The organism is Marinimicrobium koreense (assembly GCF_003762925.1).
In the GTDB taxonomy this organism is placed as follows: domain Bacteria; phylum Pseudomonadota; class Gammaproteobacteria; order Pseudomonadales; family Cellvibrionaceae; genus Marinimicrobium; species Marinimicrobium koreense.
The window spans coordinates 394,843-411,436 of record NZ_RJUK01000001.1 but is presented as its reverse complement, the minus strand read 5'-3'; the positions used below and the strand labels follow the sequence as shown (position 1 = coordinate 411,436).

16 protein-coding genes are annotated in these 16,594 nt (G+C 58.1%); 7 read left to right on the top strand and 9 right to left on the bottom strand.

Annotated elements, in window-relative coordinates; all coding sequences use genetic code 11:
- Positions 1 to 24: 24 nt before the first annotated feature.
- Complete coding sequence (locus EDC38_RS01765; RefSeq protein WP_123637069.1) at positions 25 to 831, bottom strand: IclR family transcriptional regulator; 807 nt, start codon at positions 829 to 831, stop codon at positions 25 to 27.
- A 325-nt stretch (positions 832 to 1,156) separates the two neighbouring features.
- On the opposite strand from EDC38_RS01765, the gene EDC38_RS01760 reads away from it, so the two are divergent.
- From EDC38_RS01760 to EDC38_RS01740, 5 genes are all read left to right on the top strand, one after another.
- Positions 1,157 to 3,256: a starch-binding protein gene (locus tag EDC38_RS01760; protein WP_123637068.1), complete on the top strand. Its 2,100-nt coding sequence runs from the start codon at positions 1,157 to 1,159 to the stop codon at positions 3,254 to 3,256.
- Positions 3,257 to 3,422: 166 nt separating this feature from the next.
- On the top strand, positions 3,423 to 4,463 hold the full coding sequence (locus tag EDC38_RS01755) for an endo-1,4-beta-xylanase (RefSeq protein WP_123637067.1): 1,041 nt from the start codon (positions 3,423 to 3,425) through the stop codon (positions 4,461 to 4,463).
- 92 nt (positions 4,464 to 4,555) lie between these two features.
- Complete coding sequence (locus EDC38_RS01750; RefSeq protein ID WP_123637066.1) at positions 4,556 to 5,845, top strand: endo-1,4-beta-xylanase; 1,290 nt, start codon at positions 4,556 to 4,558, stop codon at positions 5,843 to 5,845.
- Between the two features lie 297 nt (positions 5,846 to 6,142).
- A complete protein-coding gene (locus EDC38_RS01745; protein WP_170162832.1) occupies positions 6,143 to 7,792 on the top strand; it encodes a family 16 glycosylhydrolase in 1,650 nt (549 codons plus the stop codon).
- 216 nt (positions 7,793 to 8,008) lie between these two features.
- A complete protein-coding gene (locus EDC38_RS01740; RefSeq protein ID WP_123637065.1) occupies positions 8,009 to 8,383 on the top strand; it encodes a hypothetical protein in 375 nt (124 codons plus the stop codon).
- A 64-nt stretch (positions 8,384 to 8,447) separates the two neighbouring features.
- Here the strand turns inward: EDC38_RS01740 and EDC38_RS01735 are convergent, their stop codons facing one another.
- The 3 genes from EDC38_RS01735 to EDC38_RS01725 form a co-directional block, all read right to left on the bottom strand.
- Positions 8,448 to 9,260: a glycoside hydrolase family 11 protein gene (locus tag EDC38_RS01735; RefSeq protein WP_123637064.1), complete on the bottom strand. Its 813-nt coding sequence runs from the start codon at positions 9,258 to 9,260 to the stop codon at positions 8,448 to 8,450.
- Between the two features lie 134 nt (positions 9,261 to 9,394).
- Complete coding sequence (locus EDC38_RS01730) at positions 9,395 to 9,979, bottom strand: HD domain-containing protein (protein ID WP_123637063.1); 585 nt, start codon at positions 9,977 to 9,979, stop codon at positions 9,395 to 9,397.
- Positions 9,980 to 10,013: 34 nt separating this feature from the next.
- On the bottom strand, positions 10,014 to 10,790 hold the full coding sequence (locus tag EDC38_RS01725; RefSeq protein WP_246004313.1) for a TIGR01458 family HAD-type hydrolase: 777 nt from the start codon (positions 10,788 to 10,790) through the stop codon (positions 10,014 to 10,016).
- A gap of 84 nt (positions 10,791 to 10,874) precedes the next feature.
- Between EDC38_RS01725 and EDC38_RS01720 the strand changes: the two genes are divergently transcribed.
- Positions 10,875 to 11,507, top strand: coding sequence for an SDR family oxidoreductase (locus EDC38_RS01720; RefSeq protein WP_123637062.1), 633 nt, complete (start codon positions 10,875 to 10,877; stop codon positions 11,505 to 11,507).
- A 125-nt stretch (positions 11,508 to 11,632) separates the two neighbouring features.
- On the opposite strand, the gene EDC38_RS01715 is transcribed toward EDC38_RS01720, so the two are convergent.
- The gene (locus tag EDC38_RS01715; protein WP_123637061.1) at positions 11,633 to 13,018 is read right to left on the bottom strand and encodes a family 43 glycosylhydrolase; all 1,386 of its coding nucleotides are present in this window, start codon (positions 13,016 to 13,018) and stop codon (positions 11,633 to 11,635) included.
- Between the two features lie 320 nt (positions 13,019 to 13,338).
- Here EDC38_RS01715 and ylqF point away from each other — a divergent pair, with 320 nt between their 5' ends.
- Positions 13,339 to 14,274: a ribosome biogenesis GTPase YlqF gene (gene ylqF / locus EDC38_RS01710; RefSeq protein ID WP_024459793.1), complete on the top strand. Its 936-nt coding sequence runs from the start codon at positions 13,339 to 13,341 to the stop codon at positions 14,272 to 14,274.
- Here ylqF and EDC38_RS01705 read toward each other — a convergent pair.
- From EDC38_RS01705 to EDC38_RS01690, 4 genes are read right to left on the bottom strand one after another with little or no spacing between them, the layout of a single operon-like run.
- Positions 14,247 to 15,365, bottom strand: coding sequence for an AI-2E family transporter (locus EDC38_RS01705; RefSeq protein ID WP_123637060.1), 1,119 nt, complete (start codon positions 15,363 to 15,365; stop codon positions 14,247 to 14,249). The genes ylqF and EDC38_RS01705 overlap by 28 nt on opposite strands.
- Before the next feature lie 15 nt (positions 15,366 to 15,380).
- Positions 15,381 to 15,647: a hypothetical protein gene (locus tag EDC38_RS01700; protein ID WP_123637059.1), complete on the bottom strand. Its 267-nt coding sequence runs from the start codon at positions 15,645 to 15,647 to the stop codon at positions 15,381 to 15,383.
- Complete coding sequence (locus EDC38_RS01695; protein ID WP_123637058.1) at positions 15,644 to 16,156, bottom strand: hypothetical protein; 513 nt, start codon at positions 16,154 to 16,156, stop codon at positions 15,644 to 15,646. Before EDC38_RS01695 ends, EDC38_RS01700 begins: the two co-directional genes overlap by 4 nt.
- Before the next feature lie 13 nt (positions 16,157 to 16,169).
- The gene (locus EDC38_RS01690) at positions 16,170 to 16,493 is read right to left on the bottom strand and encodes an ElaB/YgaM/YqjD family protein (protein WP_123637057.1); all 324 of its coding nucleotides are present in this window, start codon (positions 16,491 to 16,493) and stop codon (positions 16,170 to 16,172) included.
- Between the last annotated feature and the right edge of the window lie 101 nt (positions 16,494 to 16,594).

Genomic DNA, 16,594 nt, shown 5'->3' with positions numbered 1-16,594 from the left:
GCCCGGGTAACCGGAACCGGGGCTCTACACACCACCGAGTTGACTGCTGATGCGACTGGTAGCGTTTTTCAGCCGCTCCAACACTTCTTCTTGTGTGCAGGGCAAGGGATTGCACTGAATAAACGGAACAGTCAGTGCGGCGACCGGGCCTTCCCGCCCCATCACCGGACAGGCAAGGTCCGTTACTCCGTCCACAAAGTCACTGGCCCGACACATATAGCCTTGAGCCGCCGCCTGCTCTGCTTCAGCCAAAAACGACGGCATCCGCTGCCCCTGTTCGTCCGACGCCTCCAGCGCAGGGCGCCAAGCGGCCCGCTCCTGCTCCGAGCGCAACCCGTACAGCAACAGCCCCGACGCCGCCTCAATGACCCGGCGTCGATACCCCAGGCGCACGGCAAAGCCCAGATCCCGGGGGCTTTCAATGCGTGCGACCACCACTACCTGATCACCCGAGGCAACCACCAGATGGCAGGACTGCCCCACGTCCTGCGCCAACTCCTTCATGATCGGCAATGCCACATCCAGCAAGGTGCGAGTCGGGGCCTGAGCCATGCCCAGAGTAAACAGATGATTGGTAAGCTCGTAGCCTTCCCCATTTTCAGACTGGGCGATGTAACCCCGATACTCCAGCGTCAACACCATCCGGAATAACTCACTCACCGAACGTCCCAACTGCGACGCAATTTGAGAGGTCGTCAGCGGTACGCCCTCACGCGCTAACAATTCGAGCACATCCAGACCTTTTTCAAGGGCCGGTGCACGATACTTGCGTTCGGTTTCATCATTGGAACTGCTACCCGGTGAATCCTGTGCGGTAGAAGGCTTGGCCATGGTCACTCCTGAGTGCAAATTATCGCTCAAAGATACCACAGAAATTTTACATGTAAAAACGAAACCACCGCCTCCCGGCAGACCTCCGCCAAACAGACGATTCACTCAACGTGATGCAGTGCACATTGAGGTCGATTACATCCCATCGTCCCGAATCTGCATACGTATTCATCTTGCCCGGGCGACCCAAAAGGCTTTCCAATGAAAACCGAGCGACGCAGACCACAATAATCAGTCGCTGATGTCATCCCAACCTCCCGAACTTGCGCAATGTGCAAGTTAAAAAAAACATAACACCAATAGACATTTCGAGAATGGAGGTTTTATGCAAAACCACAATAACCCCTTACTTCCGCGATTGTGTCACTGGCTCGCCGGTGCCCTGTCGATCACTTTATTAAGCATCTCTGGCGCCTTTGCCCAGCCCGCCCCCGGCGACACATTCGTCCACTTGTTTGAATGGCGTTGGAGCGACATCGCCACCGAATGTGAACAGCACCTGGGCCCGAAAGGTTACGCGGGCATCCAGGTATCACCACCCCAGGAACACATCCAGGGCGACGCCTGGTGGACCCGTTATCAACCGGTGAGTTTTACCATCGACAACAGCCGCAGTGGCACCCGCGCTGAATTTATCGACATGGTGCAACGCTGTGACGCTGCCGGCGTGGATATCTATGTCGATGCCGTGATCAACCACACCGCTGCCGGTTCCGGCGTAGGCACCAACGGCAGCAATTATTCCTACGGCACCAGCTACCCGGAATTTTCCACCAACGACTTCCACGCACCCTGCGACATCAGCGGCAGCGATTACGCGAGCAATGCCTGGGCGGTGCGCAACTGTCGGCTGGTAGGCCTACCGGACCTGGACACGGGAGCAGAGTACGTCCGGCAAACCCTGGCCAACTATCTGAATGACCTGATCAACATCGGCGTCAAAGGCTTTCGTCTGGATGCATCCAAACATATGAGCCCTACGGACATTAACGCCATCACCAGCCGCCTCAATGGCAACCCCTATATTTTTCAGGAAGTGATTGATCTGGGTGGCGAAGCGGTCAGTGCCGGTGAATACCTGAGTGGCGGCGACGTGACCGAATTCCGGTACAGCGCCGAGCTGGGTAATCAATTTAAAAACGGCCAACTGAACTGGCTGCAGAATTTCGGCGAGAGCTGGGGTTTTATCAGCGGCGGCTCCGCGGTGGTCTTTACCGACAACCACGACAATCAGCGCGGCCACGGTGCCGGCGGCAGCAATGTGCTGACCTATAAAGACGGCTCACTGTACGACCTGAGCAACGTCTTCATGCTCGCCTGGCCCTATGGCTACCCTAAAGTCATGTCCAGCTTTGACTTCTCGGACAGCGAGGCGGGCCCGCCCAGCGCGCCGGTGCACAACAACGGGAACCTGAACTGCTATGGCTCCGACTGGAAGTGCGAACACCGCTGGCGCCCCATCGCCAACATGGTGGCTTTCCGCTCCGCCGTTGGCGATCAGCCGGTCAACAACTGGTGGGATAACGGGAGCAATCAGATTGCCTTCGGGCGTGGCGATGCCGGCTTTGTCATCATCAACCGGGAAGGCAACCAACTGACTCGCACCTTCAGCACCAACCTGCCGGAAGGTGAGTATTGCAACGTGATCGACGGCGATTTCGACAACGGTAGCTGCTCCGGCGAAATCCTCTGGGTGAACGCCCAGGGTCAGGTGGACGTCAGCCTGGACGGCATGACCGCCGCCGCCATTCACCGCGATGCGCGCGTGGGTACCGATCCCGAACCGGAACCCGAGCCGGAACCTGACACCATCAACGCCAACAGCATCTGCCTGAGCAACCAGACAGGCTACAGCAATCCGCACATCTACTACTGGAGCCCGAGCCCCAGCGGCGCCCTGGCCAGCACGACCTGGCCCGGCGAAGCCATGACTGCCCAGGGTGACTACCATTGCTTTGATCCGGGCGTGGCACTCAGCTCCCTGAACATCGTGTTCAACGACAACGGCGGTGCCCAGACCTCCGACCTGACTTACACCGGCGACGGTTGCTACAGCAACGGCCAGTGGCAGAGCCTGGAGCAGTGCGGCTTTACGGTCGACGACGGCACTCAGACGAGCCCCTCGCCCAGCGAGAGCACCTACGTCTGCTATGACAACGCCAACGGCTTCAGCAACCCGCACATGCACTTCTGGAATGCCAGCCCCAGCGGTGTATTGGCGGATAGCAACTGGCCCGGGGTCGTACTGGAAGCCAACAATGGATTTTACTGCTACGACACCGGCGCAGAGCTCACCGACCTCAATGTTGTATTCAACGACAATGGCGGCGCTCAGACCGCCGACCTGACCATGACCGGCGGCAACACCTGCTACCAAAATGGGCAATGGACAGCGTTATCAAATTGCGGGGTGAGCGCCCCCTAGGCAGATTATTGCGCTGAAACCCTTGAGGGGCGCGGCTGCGCCCCTTTTTTTGTGCGTCCACTCAACAGCCATTGGTCAACCTGAACTCTTGTGGTATATTTGACTACAACGGGCCAATAAAGCGATCAGAGCCCGACCGATTCAATAACCATAACCAGGTGATCCCATGCCAATCGCAATGAAAAACCGCTTTACTCTGCTCACCACCGCCCTGATGGCGCTGGGCCTGTCCGCCTGCGGCGGCAGCAACAGCGGACCCGAACTGGAATTTCCCGACCGGCCTTCAAGCTCTTCCTCGAGTTCTTCCAGTTCCTCATCCAGTGAATCGAGCAGCGAAAGCTCCAGCAGTGTCTCCACGTCCGTCACCTTTGTCGGCAACATCACTACCAATGGCGCTGTCCGTGACGACTTCATGCAGTACTGGGATCAGATCACCCCGGAAAATGAAGGCAAGTGGGGCTCGGTGGAAGGCACCCGGGATGATTACAACTGGGGACCGCTGGATGCCATCTATGAATTTGCCCGTGCCAACGACATTCCGGTGAAAGGCCACGTTCTGGTCTGGGGCAGCCAGCAGCCGAACTGGATTGCGGACTTGAGCCCGGAGGAGCAGCGCGCGGAAATCGAAGAGTGGATCAGTGACTACTGTGATCGCTACCCCGATACCGCGATGATGGACGTGGTCAATGAGGCGCTGCCCACTCATGCGCCCGCCGAATACGCCCAAAGCGCCTTTGGCGACGACTGGATTATCGAGTCATTCCAACTGGCTCGCGAGCACTGCCCGGATACGATCCTCATCTACAACGACTTCAACTTCCTGACTTGGGACAACCAGGCGATCATCGACTTGATCACTCCGCTGGTGGAATCCGGTTACGTGGACGCGCTGGGCGTACAAGCACACGGCCTTTATAGTCCGCGCGTCTGGACCGCGCAGGAAATCAAGGACAATCTCGACAACATCGCCGAGCTGGGCCTGCCCATCTACGTATCGGAGTACGACATTGGCGAGGCCGATGACCAGCAGCAACTCGAGTATATGCAAATGCATTTCCCGGTGTTCTACGAGCACCCCGATGTTGTCGGTATCACCCTGTGGGGTTATATCGTGGGCGCCACCTGGATTGACGGTTCCGGCCTGATGACCAGCGACGGCGAGCAGCGCCCCGCCATGCAGTGGCTGATGGAATACCTGAACCGCTAATTGGCAAACTGCATTTTTACCGCAATTGACCAAGACGAACCGGGGCCTGAGCCCCGGTTCGCACAATTCAATAACACGAATCAGGTGACCCCATGTCAATCGCAATGAAAAACCGCTTTACTCTGCTCACCACCGCCCTGATGGCGCTGGGCCTGTCCGCCTGCGGCGGCGGCAACAGCGGACCCGAACTGGAATTTCCCGACCGGCCTGCAAGCTCTTCCTCGAGTTCTTCCAGTTCCTCATCCAGTGAATCGAGCAGCGAAAGCTCCAGCAGCAGTAGCGAACCCAGTGTTTTCAGCGTGACCGCTGATTACAACCTGTATGCGGAAGCACCCACCAGCTTCCCCGTCGGCGTCGCCGTTTCGGCCGCCACCGAGAACTACAGTATTTTCAACCACAGCGATGCCACTGAACGTCAGGATGTCATCGCCACTCACTTCAACCAGCTCACCGCTGGCAACATCATGAAGACGAGTTACCTGCACCCGACCGAAGACAATTTCACCTTCGATGATGCCGATCAGTTGGTCAACTTTGCCCAGAGCAACGGTATGACCGTACACGGTCACGCCCTGCTCTGGCATCCGGACTATCAGGTGCCCAACTTTATGCGGGATTACGGCGAAGGCTGGCAGGACATGCTGACCGCCCACGTCGAAGGCATTCTCAACCACTTCGACCCCGAAGTGGTGGTCAGCTGGGACGTAGTCAACGAAGCGGTAGATACCAGCACCGAAGACGGATGGCGCCATTCGTTGTTCTACAACTACGCACCGCCCGCTGAAGGTGACGTGCCCGAGTATATTGAAGTGATGTACCAGGCCGCACGGGATACCCAGCCGGACGTTGATCTGTACTACAACGACTACGACAACACCGCCAATACCGGTCGCCTGGCCAAGACCCTGGAAATTGCCGAGCACCTCGACGGCCTGGGCCTCATCGATGGCGTCGGCTTCCAGATGCATGTGTACATGGACTACCCGAGCCTCACCAACTTCCGGGACGCGTTCCAGGACGTGGTGGACATGGACCTGAAAGTGAAAGTCACCGAACTGGACGTTGCCGTGGTCAATCCCTACGGTGGCAATGCGCCGGACACCCTGACCTACGACGCCGAACTGGCAGGCGCCCAGAAGCTGCGGTTCTGTGAAATCGCCGAAGTTTACCTGGAGGTTGTTCCGGAAGAACTACGCGGCGGCTTCACCGTCTGGGGACTTACCGATGACGAAAGCTGGCTGATGAACCAGTTCGCCAACGCCACCGGTAATGACTACGACGACGTCTGGCCGCTGCTGTTCAACGCCGACTTGAGTGCCAAGCCCGCCCTCGAAGGCGTCGCTCAGGCATTCCGTGGCGAGACCTGCACCAGCGAGTTTTAAGCTGAACGATGGAAAGCGGTGGATGACGGGGCCTTTGGTCCCTTATCCACCCTACGAACCCGGCAACAACTGCTGAGCACCTGTAGGGTGGATCGGTCCGACGTTTCGGAGCGAAGCGTCATCCACCTATATCCACCGCACCTCATCCTGTGATCCACCCCACAAACTGACCACATTTCCCGTCCCACTTTACGCCCCTACCCCAAAGTGAGAAACCCACATCACCCGCCTGTGCTTTGCTGACAGCGCCGTTTAACGGCCATCTCAATAAAACTCACTTGCACAGCGAGGATAATAATGATGTATCGAAACCTTCCCGCGCTTTTCAGCGCACTGCTACTCATGATCAGCGTCAGCGTTCAGGCACAAAACGACAACCTGGCACAAAATGCCACTGCTTCCGCCAGCACCCAGGATCTGGCGGCCAGCAACGCTATTGATGGCGACCCCAACACCCGTTGGGCTTCAGCGGCGCAGACTGACCCGTCCCACATAACCATCGACCTCGGACAACAGTATGCCCTGTCCAGCGTCGTCATTCACTGGGAAGCGGCTAACGCGGACACCTACCAGATACTTGGCTCCAACGACGGAGGTAACTGGACGACGCTGGCCACAGAAACCGGCGGCACATTCGGAGACCGAACGGATACCATCAATGTCGCGGGCAACTTCCGCTACGTGCGCATGAACGGCATCAGCCGCAGTGCTGGTAATGAATGGGGCTATTCCATCTGGGAGCTGGAAATTTACGGCCAGAACGGCGGCGCAGGCAGCGTACAAACACTGCAGGCCGAAGATTATACCAACGCCTACGACACCACGGCAGGCAACACGGGTGGCGCCTATCGCAGCGGCGATGTCGACATCGAAGCCAGTACCGACGACGGTGGCGGCTACAATGTCGGCTGGATCGACGCCGGGGAATGGCTGGAATACACCATCAACCTGGACGCCGACACCTACACAGTGAGCTCCCGCGTCGCCTCGGACATCGGCGGTGGCCAGTTCACCATCGACCTCAACGGCTCTGAAATCGTTGGTACCCAGAACGTCGACAATACCGGTGGCTGGCAAAGCTGGACTACCCTGACCTCCTGGCCCATCGCTCTGCCGGCGGGGCAGCACACCGTGCGGGTCAAGGTTCAAAGCGGAAACTTCAACCTCAATTGGGTGCGTTTCGAACCGGGCAGCGACGGCACCGATCCAGCCCCTCAGCCCGTGTGGAGCGACGAGTTCGACACTATCGACAGCAACAGCTGGACCTTTGAGACCGGTGGCTGGGGCTGGGGCAACCAGGAGCTGCAGTACTATACCGGCGGCGACAACGCCTTTATTCAGTACGACTCCGAAGTGGACAGCAATGTACTGGTGCTGGAGGCCCGCCAGGAAAACCCGCAAGGTTACGAGTGCTGGTATGGCTACTGCAGCTACACCTCAACCCGCATGATTTCCAAAGGCAAGCAGGAGTTCGAGTACGGGCGCATGGAAGCCCGCATCAAGCTACCCCAAACCCAGGGCATCTGGCCTGCCTTCTGGATGATGGGCAATGACTTTGACCAGGTCGGTTGGCCCAACAATGGCGAAATCGACATCATGGAACATGTCGGCTTCGAGCCCAACCTGACCCACGGCGCCCTGCACGGCCCGGGCTACTCCGGCGACACCCCGATCAACGGCACCCACGACCTGGGCGAGTCCGCCGACGCCAACTACCATGTATACGCTGTGGAGTGGGATGAAAACGGCATCGACTGGTATGTGGACGACGTCAACTTCTACAGTGTGACTCGTTCGGAGGTGGAACAATACGGCAACTGGGTGTACGACCATCCCTTCTTCTTTCTGCTAAACATTGCCATTGGCGGAAGCTGGCCCGGCGAACCCGACGGCACCAGCCAGTTCCCCCAGCGCATGTATGTCGATTACGTGCGGGTCTACCAGTAATCCGACCAACGATACCGTCGCAGAATAGCCGTCTGCGACGGTCCCCCTTTTCTAAATCCCCAAACGCAATAACCAGTCACCGCCCACAAACCAAATCGTCTATAAATCCACCATAACCGGCCCCAAAACAGTGCGCCATGATCAATACTGTAACTAAGGCGAAGCCAATGGCTTCCTCGGATACCGAACCACCCACAGGCCCTGAGGAAAAACGTCATGATTCGTGCACTGTTCTCCGTATCTGCCCTGTTCATCGCGCTATCACTGCCCCAAGCCCTGGCTGACAATCACGGCGACCTCTACGAAAACATCCAGTTGGACGATATTTTCCAACAGATGGACCTGACCCTGCGTCGGCGTAACGACGTTATGGAGGTAATGAATCAGTTCCGGGAAGACCGGAAGAAGGCGGACGAGGCGTTACAGGAGTTGAGCGAAACCCTGCCGCCACAGGAAGAGATCAGCGCTACAACCGTCTATTCCGATATTGTTCTGGAATCACGATTGAACCGCATACTGAGGTCCGACCAGGTCGAGCAGTTAATGACTTTCATCAGGGAGCAGAGGGGTGAGCAAAGCGGAGCCGAGTAAAGGACTGACCCGCGGGTATTGATCAGCACTGATCGACCCCCCGGGTCATCGCGTCCAGCATCCTCTACCGGTCGGAGGCGTCCCACACCTGACCCGACCCAACACCGTCATTGGCCGGGTTGAACACCTCGACCGCCATGACCTGATAGGTGGGGTCATCGCTGGCGTCAAAGTTATTCATATCCGGAATAATCCAGCCGGTATCCGCCCACGCTTTGACGTGATCGGCGAAGTTGATTTCGTAGTCCTTGCCCAGCTCGCGCTGCTTGGTCGGCTTGCTCCAGTACTGGTAAAACGTGGAGGTATTGTTGATCGACGGCTTCTGCTCGCGTACTGAGCGATACGTAGAGTACTCGACGCCGTTACTGACAAAGGTCTTCCCGTACTCACCGTCCTGACTGGGGTCGTAGGTCCAGCGCTGGAGAATATAGTACTCCACCAGGTGGGCCGGATCATCCTTCGGCATGGTTTCATCGTAGCCCCAGCCGTACAGTGTGATATAGCTCGCGCCGCTGTCCTCATCGAAGCGGTACCCGATCACCCGATCTTCATCGCCATAGTGCCAGCCGGGGCCGCCGACGTAGTTATAACCGCCACCTTCCCACTCCACCTTGAATGACCCATCGGTCTCCAGCGCCAGTGTGGTTGCGCCGCCGTCTTTCCAGTGAGTGAAGAAAAAATCACCCACATGGCCAGTGGCATGGCTGTCGGTAATCACGGTGTCATCGGTGAATTTTTGGGTATAGGCCTTGAACTTCTCGATGCCGGCTGCGGAGGCCGTATCGCTGGAATCAGGAGCCTGTTGCTCGGTAGCACAGCCCACGGCGCCAAACAGGGCGAGAGCCAGTGCGGTAGTCGTAAGACGATGGGTTTTCAAAGCTCAGTCCTCTTATTGTCTCCCGGCGAGACCTCCATACCTGAGGTGCACGGGAGCTTGAATGTCAGTAGTGGTCCTTATGACCATTATTAGAGCATTTATCCGCCTCGAACACAAAGCCAAAATAAGCGGTTTCAGGACTCCTTCAGCCACCCCTGCTCGACCGCGTAATCTACCTTTGCAACCACCCACTGATAGATGTCCGGTTGTTCCCGTTCAACAAACTGATGCATTTCCAACACCTGGCTTTTATAAATCCCGTTCTCCTGCCATGCTCGCCCGTTACTGGAGATATTGTGCAGAAACGGCAGTAATCGATCGATGACCTTCAGCAGTTTGGCCTCCCTGCTTTGCCCAAACTCCTGCTCGTCCCACAGGGTCAATAAGTTGTGGATGGGGTTTCCAGGGTGGAACGCAATCCTCTCAACACACTTGCGCTCTTCAAGGTGGGCAGTGTCTCGATTGGCGCTGTAAAGAAACGTATCACCGGCATCAATTTCACCCAGATCATGAACCAACGCCAGCTTGATAAGCGTCAAAACATCAAAATCATCTTGCAACAATTCTGAGAACGTCCAACACGCCATCGCCAAATGCCAGGAATGTTCGGCCGAGTTTTCTACTCGCTCTCCGCCATTGATATAGGTTCGGCGGTTCACGGACTTCAGGCCGTCAAGTTGAAGTAGAAAATCGGATAGTTGAGTAACACTTTTGTTCACCAAGCCTCCTGATACTCGCACTCGAATACCTTCGTTATAGCATCGACGGTAATACTTTTACAGACTCCAGAACTATCGCGGCCGGGCTCAATTTCTTCTCGTCCTCAGCCTGATATTTTCCGGTTTTCACCAACCGGGCCTGCAAACCGGCTTTGAGTGCCCCCTCCACATCCCCAAATACGTCGTCGCCTATCATCAGGCACTGCTCGGGAGGCAGGCCCGTGGAGGTCACTACCTGATGGAAGAATTCCGGGTTGGGTTTGCCCATGACCACCGGCTCCACATCCGCCGCCCAGGCGACGGCGCGGACGAAGGGGCCGGCATCCAGGCAGAGGGCGTCGCCGTCGTTGAAGTATTTGTTCTCGCCAATGGCAATCAGCCGTTTGTGGGCCTGTGCGATGCGAAACGCCTGGTTGAGGTTACGGTAGTTCAACTCGTCCCGCGCATCGCCCAGCACCACACAGTCGGGTTCGCGGTCGCCCAGGGGCCCGAACAGGGCCTTGATGCTGGGGTGGACCAGCGCGTAGGGGGTCAACTGGTGTTCCCGCACGTAGGCCAGGGCCGCATCGGGGGCGGTGAAGAGTTCTTGCGCTGTCACATCAAAGCCCAGTTGTTGCAGCTTCTCCAGTAACTGTTCACGTGACTTGGTGGCGGTGTTGGTGACAAACCGCAGTACCAGGCCCCGGTCTCTGGCCGCCGCGACGGCCTCAATGGCGCCGTCGATTCGCCGATCACCCTCGTACAGAACACCGGACAGATCGAAAAATACGGCTTTGATGCGGGTGTCGTTCATGGCGGCCTCCAGTGGCATCGACGGCTCTTTTCTGATGATGCCAGACTTTTTGTCTTCATGGTAAGGTGTTGTCATTGCACTGGAGATAAGGGGAAACACGCAATGACTACCTTGATTATTGGCGCTCACGGGCAGATTGGCCAGTTACTGGTCCAGGAGCTGGCGGACCACCACCAAAAGCCGCGCGCCATGGTGCGCAACGAGCCGCAGGCCGAGGCGGTGCGCTCTCTGGGTGCCGAGCCCGTGATTGCGGATCTGGAAGGCGATTTCAGCCATGCGTTTGAAGGCTGTGACAAGGTGGTATTTACCGCCGGCTCGGGCGCCAAAACCGGGGCGGACAAGACCATTCTGGTGGATATGTGGGGCGCGATGAAGGCGGTGGATATCGCCAGGGCCCGGGGTATTCAACAGTTTGTGATGGTCAGCTCCCGCGGGGCGGAAGATCCGGAAGCGGGGCCAGCCAAGATCAAGCATTACACCGTGTGCAAGAAAGTTGCCGATGATCACCTGTTGGCGAGCGGGGTGCCCTACACCATTCTGCGGCCCGGACGATTGACCGATGACCCGGCCTCGGGACGGGTGATCAACCATTGGCCGGAGAAGGCCGAGGACCAGTGGATTTCCCGGGCGGATGTGGCGCTGGCGATTGAGCATTGTCTGGGGTCGCCGGGGACGATCGGGAAGATTTATCCCCTGTTTCATGGGGATCAACCGATTGCGGCTTGTTTGGGGTGAGCGGTTCGGGTTGGGTTACGGCGGATGCGGGCTGCGCCCTTATCCGCCCTACGCGTGTCTATACCGCTGCGCCCGGCCGTAGGGCGGATAAGCCGAAGGCGCATCCGCAGTAACAAGGTTAGTGATTAATACTGACGGATCATGATCCAGCGTTGGTTGGTGCCGCCGGTGCTGTTCCACTGCAGGATGTTGGCGCCGTTGGCGGTGCTTTTTCCTTCCACATCCAGCACCATGCCGCTCAGTACCGATTCAACTTCCACGTAGTTACCCGCCGGGTTGATCTGCCAACGCTGACCGGCGCTGCCCCAGTAGTCCCACTGGGCGATATTCGCACCCGCCGAGGTGCTACCTTCCCAGACATCCATACCCTTCAGGCTCAGGCCGTTGATCAGGCTGTATTCGCCGGTGCCGTGGTCCACCACATACCACTTCTGGTGCAGGCCGCCATTGTCAGCGTACTGCACGACGTTGCCACCGTTGGCGGTATCGGCATTGGCTATTTCCAACAGTTTGCCACTGAGCTGGGACTCGAACTGATACAGCCCTTCACTCACACCACCGCAACTGGTGATGGAACTGAAGTTGTGGGTCATGGAGGGCCAGCCGCCGGAGAAGGTCATGCGCTGAATGTCCAGCTTGGCATTGCCGCCGTCATTCAGATCGTAGTAATGGGTGGTGACGTAGTTACAACCGTCCTGCTTGAGCACGCCGATATGGCCGGGGCCTTTGCGCTTGCCGTCTTCGTTGGGCAACAGGTTGCGCTCGCCGGTATAGGGGCCAAACACGCTGGTGGAGCGGGCCACCTGCACTTCATAGGTACTGTCCGCGCCCCGACAGCAGAGACCACGGGTGAAAAACAGGTAGTAGTAATCGCCGTTGCGGGTAATGTACGGCGCTTCAATGGACTGGTGGCCGCCGCCATAAATCTTGGTGACAGCGCTGGCGAGCTTACCGGTATTCTGATTGATTTCCGCCACGCCCAGGCCGCCGAACCAGGAGCCGTAGGACATATACACCTTGCCGTCGTGATCGCGAAACAGGGCCGCATCAATCGCATTGATTTCCTCCGATCCGCCGTAGGACTGCACCACCACACCCAGGTCCTGCCAGTTGGGGTTCTTTAGCGACGGGGTGCGGACTACGCCGATGGCGGAGCGGGAGCTGCCGAAGGTGGAGACGGAGTAGTAGACGTAGTAATAGTCGCCCATCTGGATGGCATCCGGCGCCCAGAAGTGGCCTTCAAAGCCGGGCACCGCGTCGTTGATCCAGGCCGGCCAGGAGCTGCCGAAGATATCGCCAGGGTTATCCCAGTGGACCAGATCGGTGGACCGGGAGTACCAGACGCCGTTGCCGGTGGTGAAATGGAAGTAGGTATCCCCATCACGCACCAGTGTAGAGGGGTCATGGGAGTTGGTAATGCCGGTCAGGTCCAGAGCCAGGGCGGGAGTAGCTCCCAACAGCAGGGCAACCAGGCCGAGGCGGCGCAGGGTCGGTAGTAAACGGAGTATCATTGTTCTCATGGGTCACCTATTTATGCTTATGGTTAGTGGGTCCATTCGTATTATTATCCTATCATCGTTCGAAATTTAGGTTATCAAGATTGGACCGGGGCGAACAAGGATTTGTAATACAATTTTTGAATAGATGAGGTATCTGTTATTTCGATAATTTTGGGTGGCACAACTGGAAACGAGTTTAGGTTACGGCGGATGCGGGGTTATACCGCTGCGCTCGGCCCCTACGCAACCTTAAGCAACCGTTGTGGTTGGGGTGGATTGCGGGCACAATCGCCCTCCCCCGCCGATGAACACGCAGCCTGGTAGAGAATTGAATGGCGATTAACTGGTTTCCCGGACATATGCATAAGGCCCGCAAGGAGATTGCGGAGGTAATGGCCCATATGGATGTGGTCATTGAGGTGCTCGATGCCCGTATCCCCTACTCCAGCGAGAATCCGATGATTCCCGCGCTGCGCGGCGACAAGCCGTGCATCAAACTGCTCAATAAGGCCGACCTGGCGGACCCGGCCATGACCGAGCGCTGGGTGGCCCACCTGGAGCAGGAACAGGGCGTGACCGCCCTACCCGTCACGCACCGCAAGCCCGAGAGCATTCGTCGACTGCTGGTTCAGATTCAGGACATTCTGGCGGACCGGAACCTGAGCGCACGCAACACCCAAGCGATGATCATGGGGATTCCGAACGTGGGCAAATCCACCCTGATCAATATCCTCGCCGGGCGCAAGATTGCCAAAACCGGCAACGAAGCCGGGGTCACCAAATCCCAGCAACGAATCAAACTGGACAACCGGGTGGTGCTGACCGACACCCCGGGGTTTCTGTGGCCCAAACTGAATCCGCCCAGTTGCGGATACCGACTGGCCGCCACGGGGGCGATCAAGGAGAAGATCTTCGACTACCCGGAAGTGGCACTGTTTACCGTGGCCTATCTGGGCCAGCAATACCCCGAGGCGCTCAAGGCCCGCTACCGGCTCACGGAGCTTCCCGAAGACGACCTGGAGCTGCTGGAAAGCATCGGCCGGGCTCGGGGTACGGTGCGCAAGGGCGGCCAGGTGGACCTGGAGAAAGTCTCCGCGCTGCTGATCAGTGAACTGCGGGACGGGGTTCTCGGCCCCATTACGCTGGAAACGCCGGAGATGACCGAACGCGAAGAGGCCGAAGCCCGGGAGGCCGACGAACGGGCCAAAATCGAAAAGGAAGAAAAAGCCAAGCTGCGCCGTCAGCGGGCGCGCAAAAACCGGCGTTGACGCTTGGGTGAGCTGTTATCGAGCAGTCGTGAAATCGGCATCAACTGCGGCACATTTTCACAGACGATCTTGAAGCTCGCCAGCAAGGGAACCGCCATCAGCGCCCCGGCCACACCCCATAACCAGCCCCAGGCCACTACCGAGATAAACACTGCGGTCGGTGTAACGGCCAACCTCCGCCCGATCACCATCGGCGTAATCATGTGCCCCTCAGTAACCGACAGTGCCATGTACACCCCCGGCACCAGCAACGCCTGGGGAATGCTCGGGAAGGTGGCCAGTCCGACCAGCGTGAGAATCCCGGCCATCACCACCGCGCCAACGTACGGCGCGAAATTGAAACAGGTGGCCATGATGCCCCACAGCAGAGCGTTCTCCACGCCGAGCAGCTTCATTGCCAGCGCCACACAGGCACCCAGCGTAATATTGATCACCGTAATGGTCGCCAGATAGCGTGAAATGTCCTGGCGAATGCGGTACGCAATGCGCACGATGCGGCGACGCGAACCGAGATTGGCCCCCAGTTGTGTCGCCTTGCGCAGAAAGCGGTCACCCGCAGCGAGCAGAAAGTAAGTCAGAAAAACCACGATGGTCAGCCCGGCCAACAGCGTCGGCAGGTTGGCCAGGACAAAAGAACCCAGGGTACTTTCCCGTTCGACCTTGACCTCAACCGGGGTCATCTTGTCGCCATCGCCGAGGATGTAAAGCTGACGCACTTCCTCGGTCACCGCCTGAAGGTTTGACAGCGGACCGCTGAACTCCGAGAGCTTTTCGCGAAACCCGCGTACCACGTCCGGAATATTCTGCAACCACTGCTCGGCGGGTTCAATCAATAACAGGAAGATCAGTACCACACCGTAAACCAACAGCCCCATCAACACCAGAGCCGAGAGCGTGGGAGGAATGCCGTAGCGCTGACCATAGCGAATGACCGGCGCGAGCAGCGCGCTCAGTAACCACGCCATGGTGATCGGGATCAGAATCGGAGAAGCGACATGCAGGGCCGCCACCAGGGCGATCGTCGCCAGCACCAGTAAGGCAATCAGTTGGAAATGGGGCAGACCAAAGTGCGAGGAAAAGGGTTTGAACATGAGGTGGATGAATCCTTACACCAGCAGGTGGGCCCACAATTGGCGGGCCAGTCGCATCACCGGAAGCGTGCGTACCGCCCTGGCCATCCGGCCGCCAAAACGCCCGGTCAGGAAGCCGGCCGAAAAACAACCCGCCACTGCCCAGCCCCCTTGCAGATGCGTTTCCAGCCCCGCACGCGCCTCGTGACGAAGTGCATTGAGCACCCGACGCTCATGGTGAATGGCGGAGGACAAACGAGCCACTTCCCGGCTCTGGCGCTTGAGGAGTAATGCGGTAATCATGACGCGGCTTCCGTTTCCTTTGTGGGCGTTTCCGGGGTTTCGTCATCACTGGCCACTCGCGCAAAGGCGCGTCGAGTTTCCGGAAAACGCAACCAGCGCAACAAGCGACGGAGCTGCCCGCGCAGATACACGACCATGACGCACTGGGCGAGCACCAACCCGGCGGCAATCCAGCCCCAGTGTACGCCAGCCTGCCAGGCCAGGTAGCTGACCACCGCCAGCAACAGCACCCAGACCAGCATCAGAGTCATGGCCAACAGAATGCTCACCAGCAGAATCAGCGCCAGGCTTCTGGCCGCCAGGCGAGCCTCAGCTTTGAACAGCGCCCAGCGGTCGATCCAGGTCTGACGAATCAGAATGACCATGGCGGTCGCCAGGTCCAGCAGAGACGACTCCGGAGGTGACTCATTCGCCGTATCGTTTACCGACTCTGCGTTACCCTCTTCGCCGTCTGCCTGGGGTCCTGCTCCGCCATGGTCCCGGGATCTTGTCTGCTCGCCTTCGCGCATTCAGTGCCCCGAACTAGCGGCGAAGCAGATTGGCAACAATCAGGCCCGCTGCAAAAGCGATACCTGCCGTCATCAACGGATTTTCCCGGGCGTAGTCCCGTGCACTGGAAACCGACCCTTCCACCTGTGCTCGCACCTCTTCCTGCTTCTCGGTCCAGCTCTGCTGGCCCTGATTGGCGGCACCGCGCAAGCGCTCTTCCGTTTTGGCCACACGCTCGGATAAACGATCGATCGCTTCGTGTGCCGCTGCAACGGTTTTTTCGGTGAAGGGAGCGCCCGTTTCGGCGCCATTTTCGGTGGTACTTTTTTCAGCGGTACTTTTGGATGATGTTGCCATTTCAGCCTCCTTTTGGCGTCATGCCAGAGTAGTGGCAGCCAGTAATGTGACCGTTGCGGCACTTTACTTGAGGCACTCATAACATGAGGACCTCACGCAGC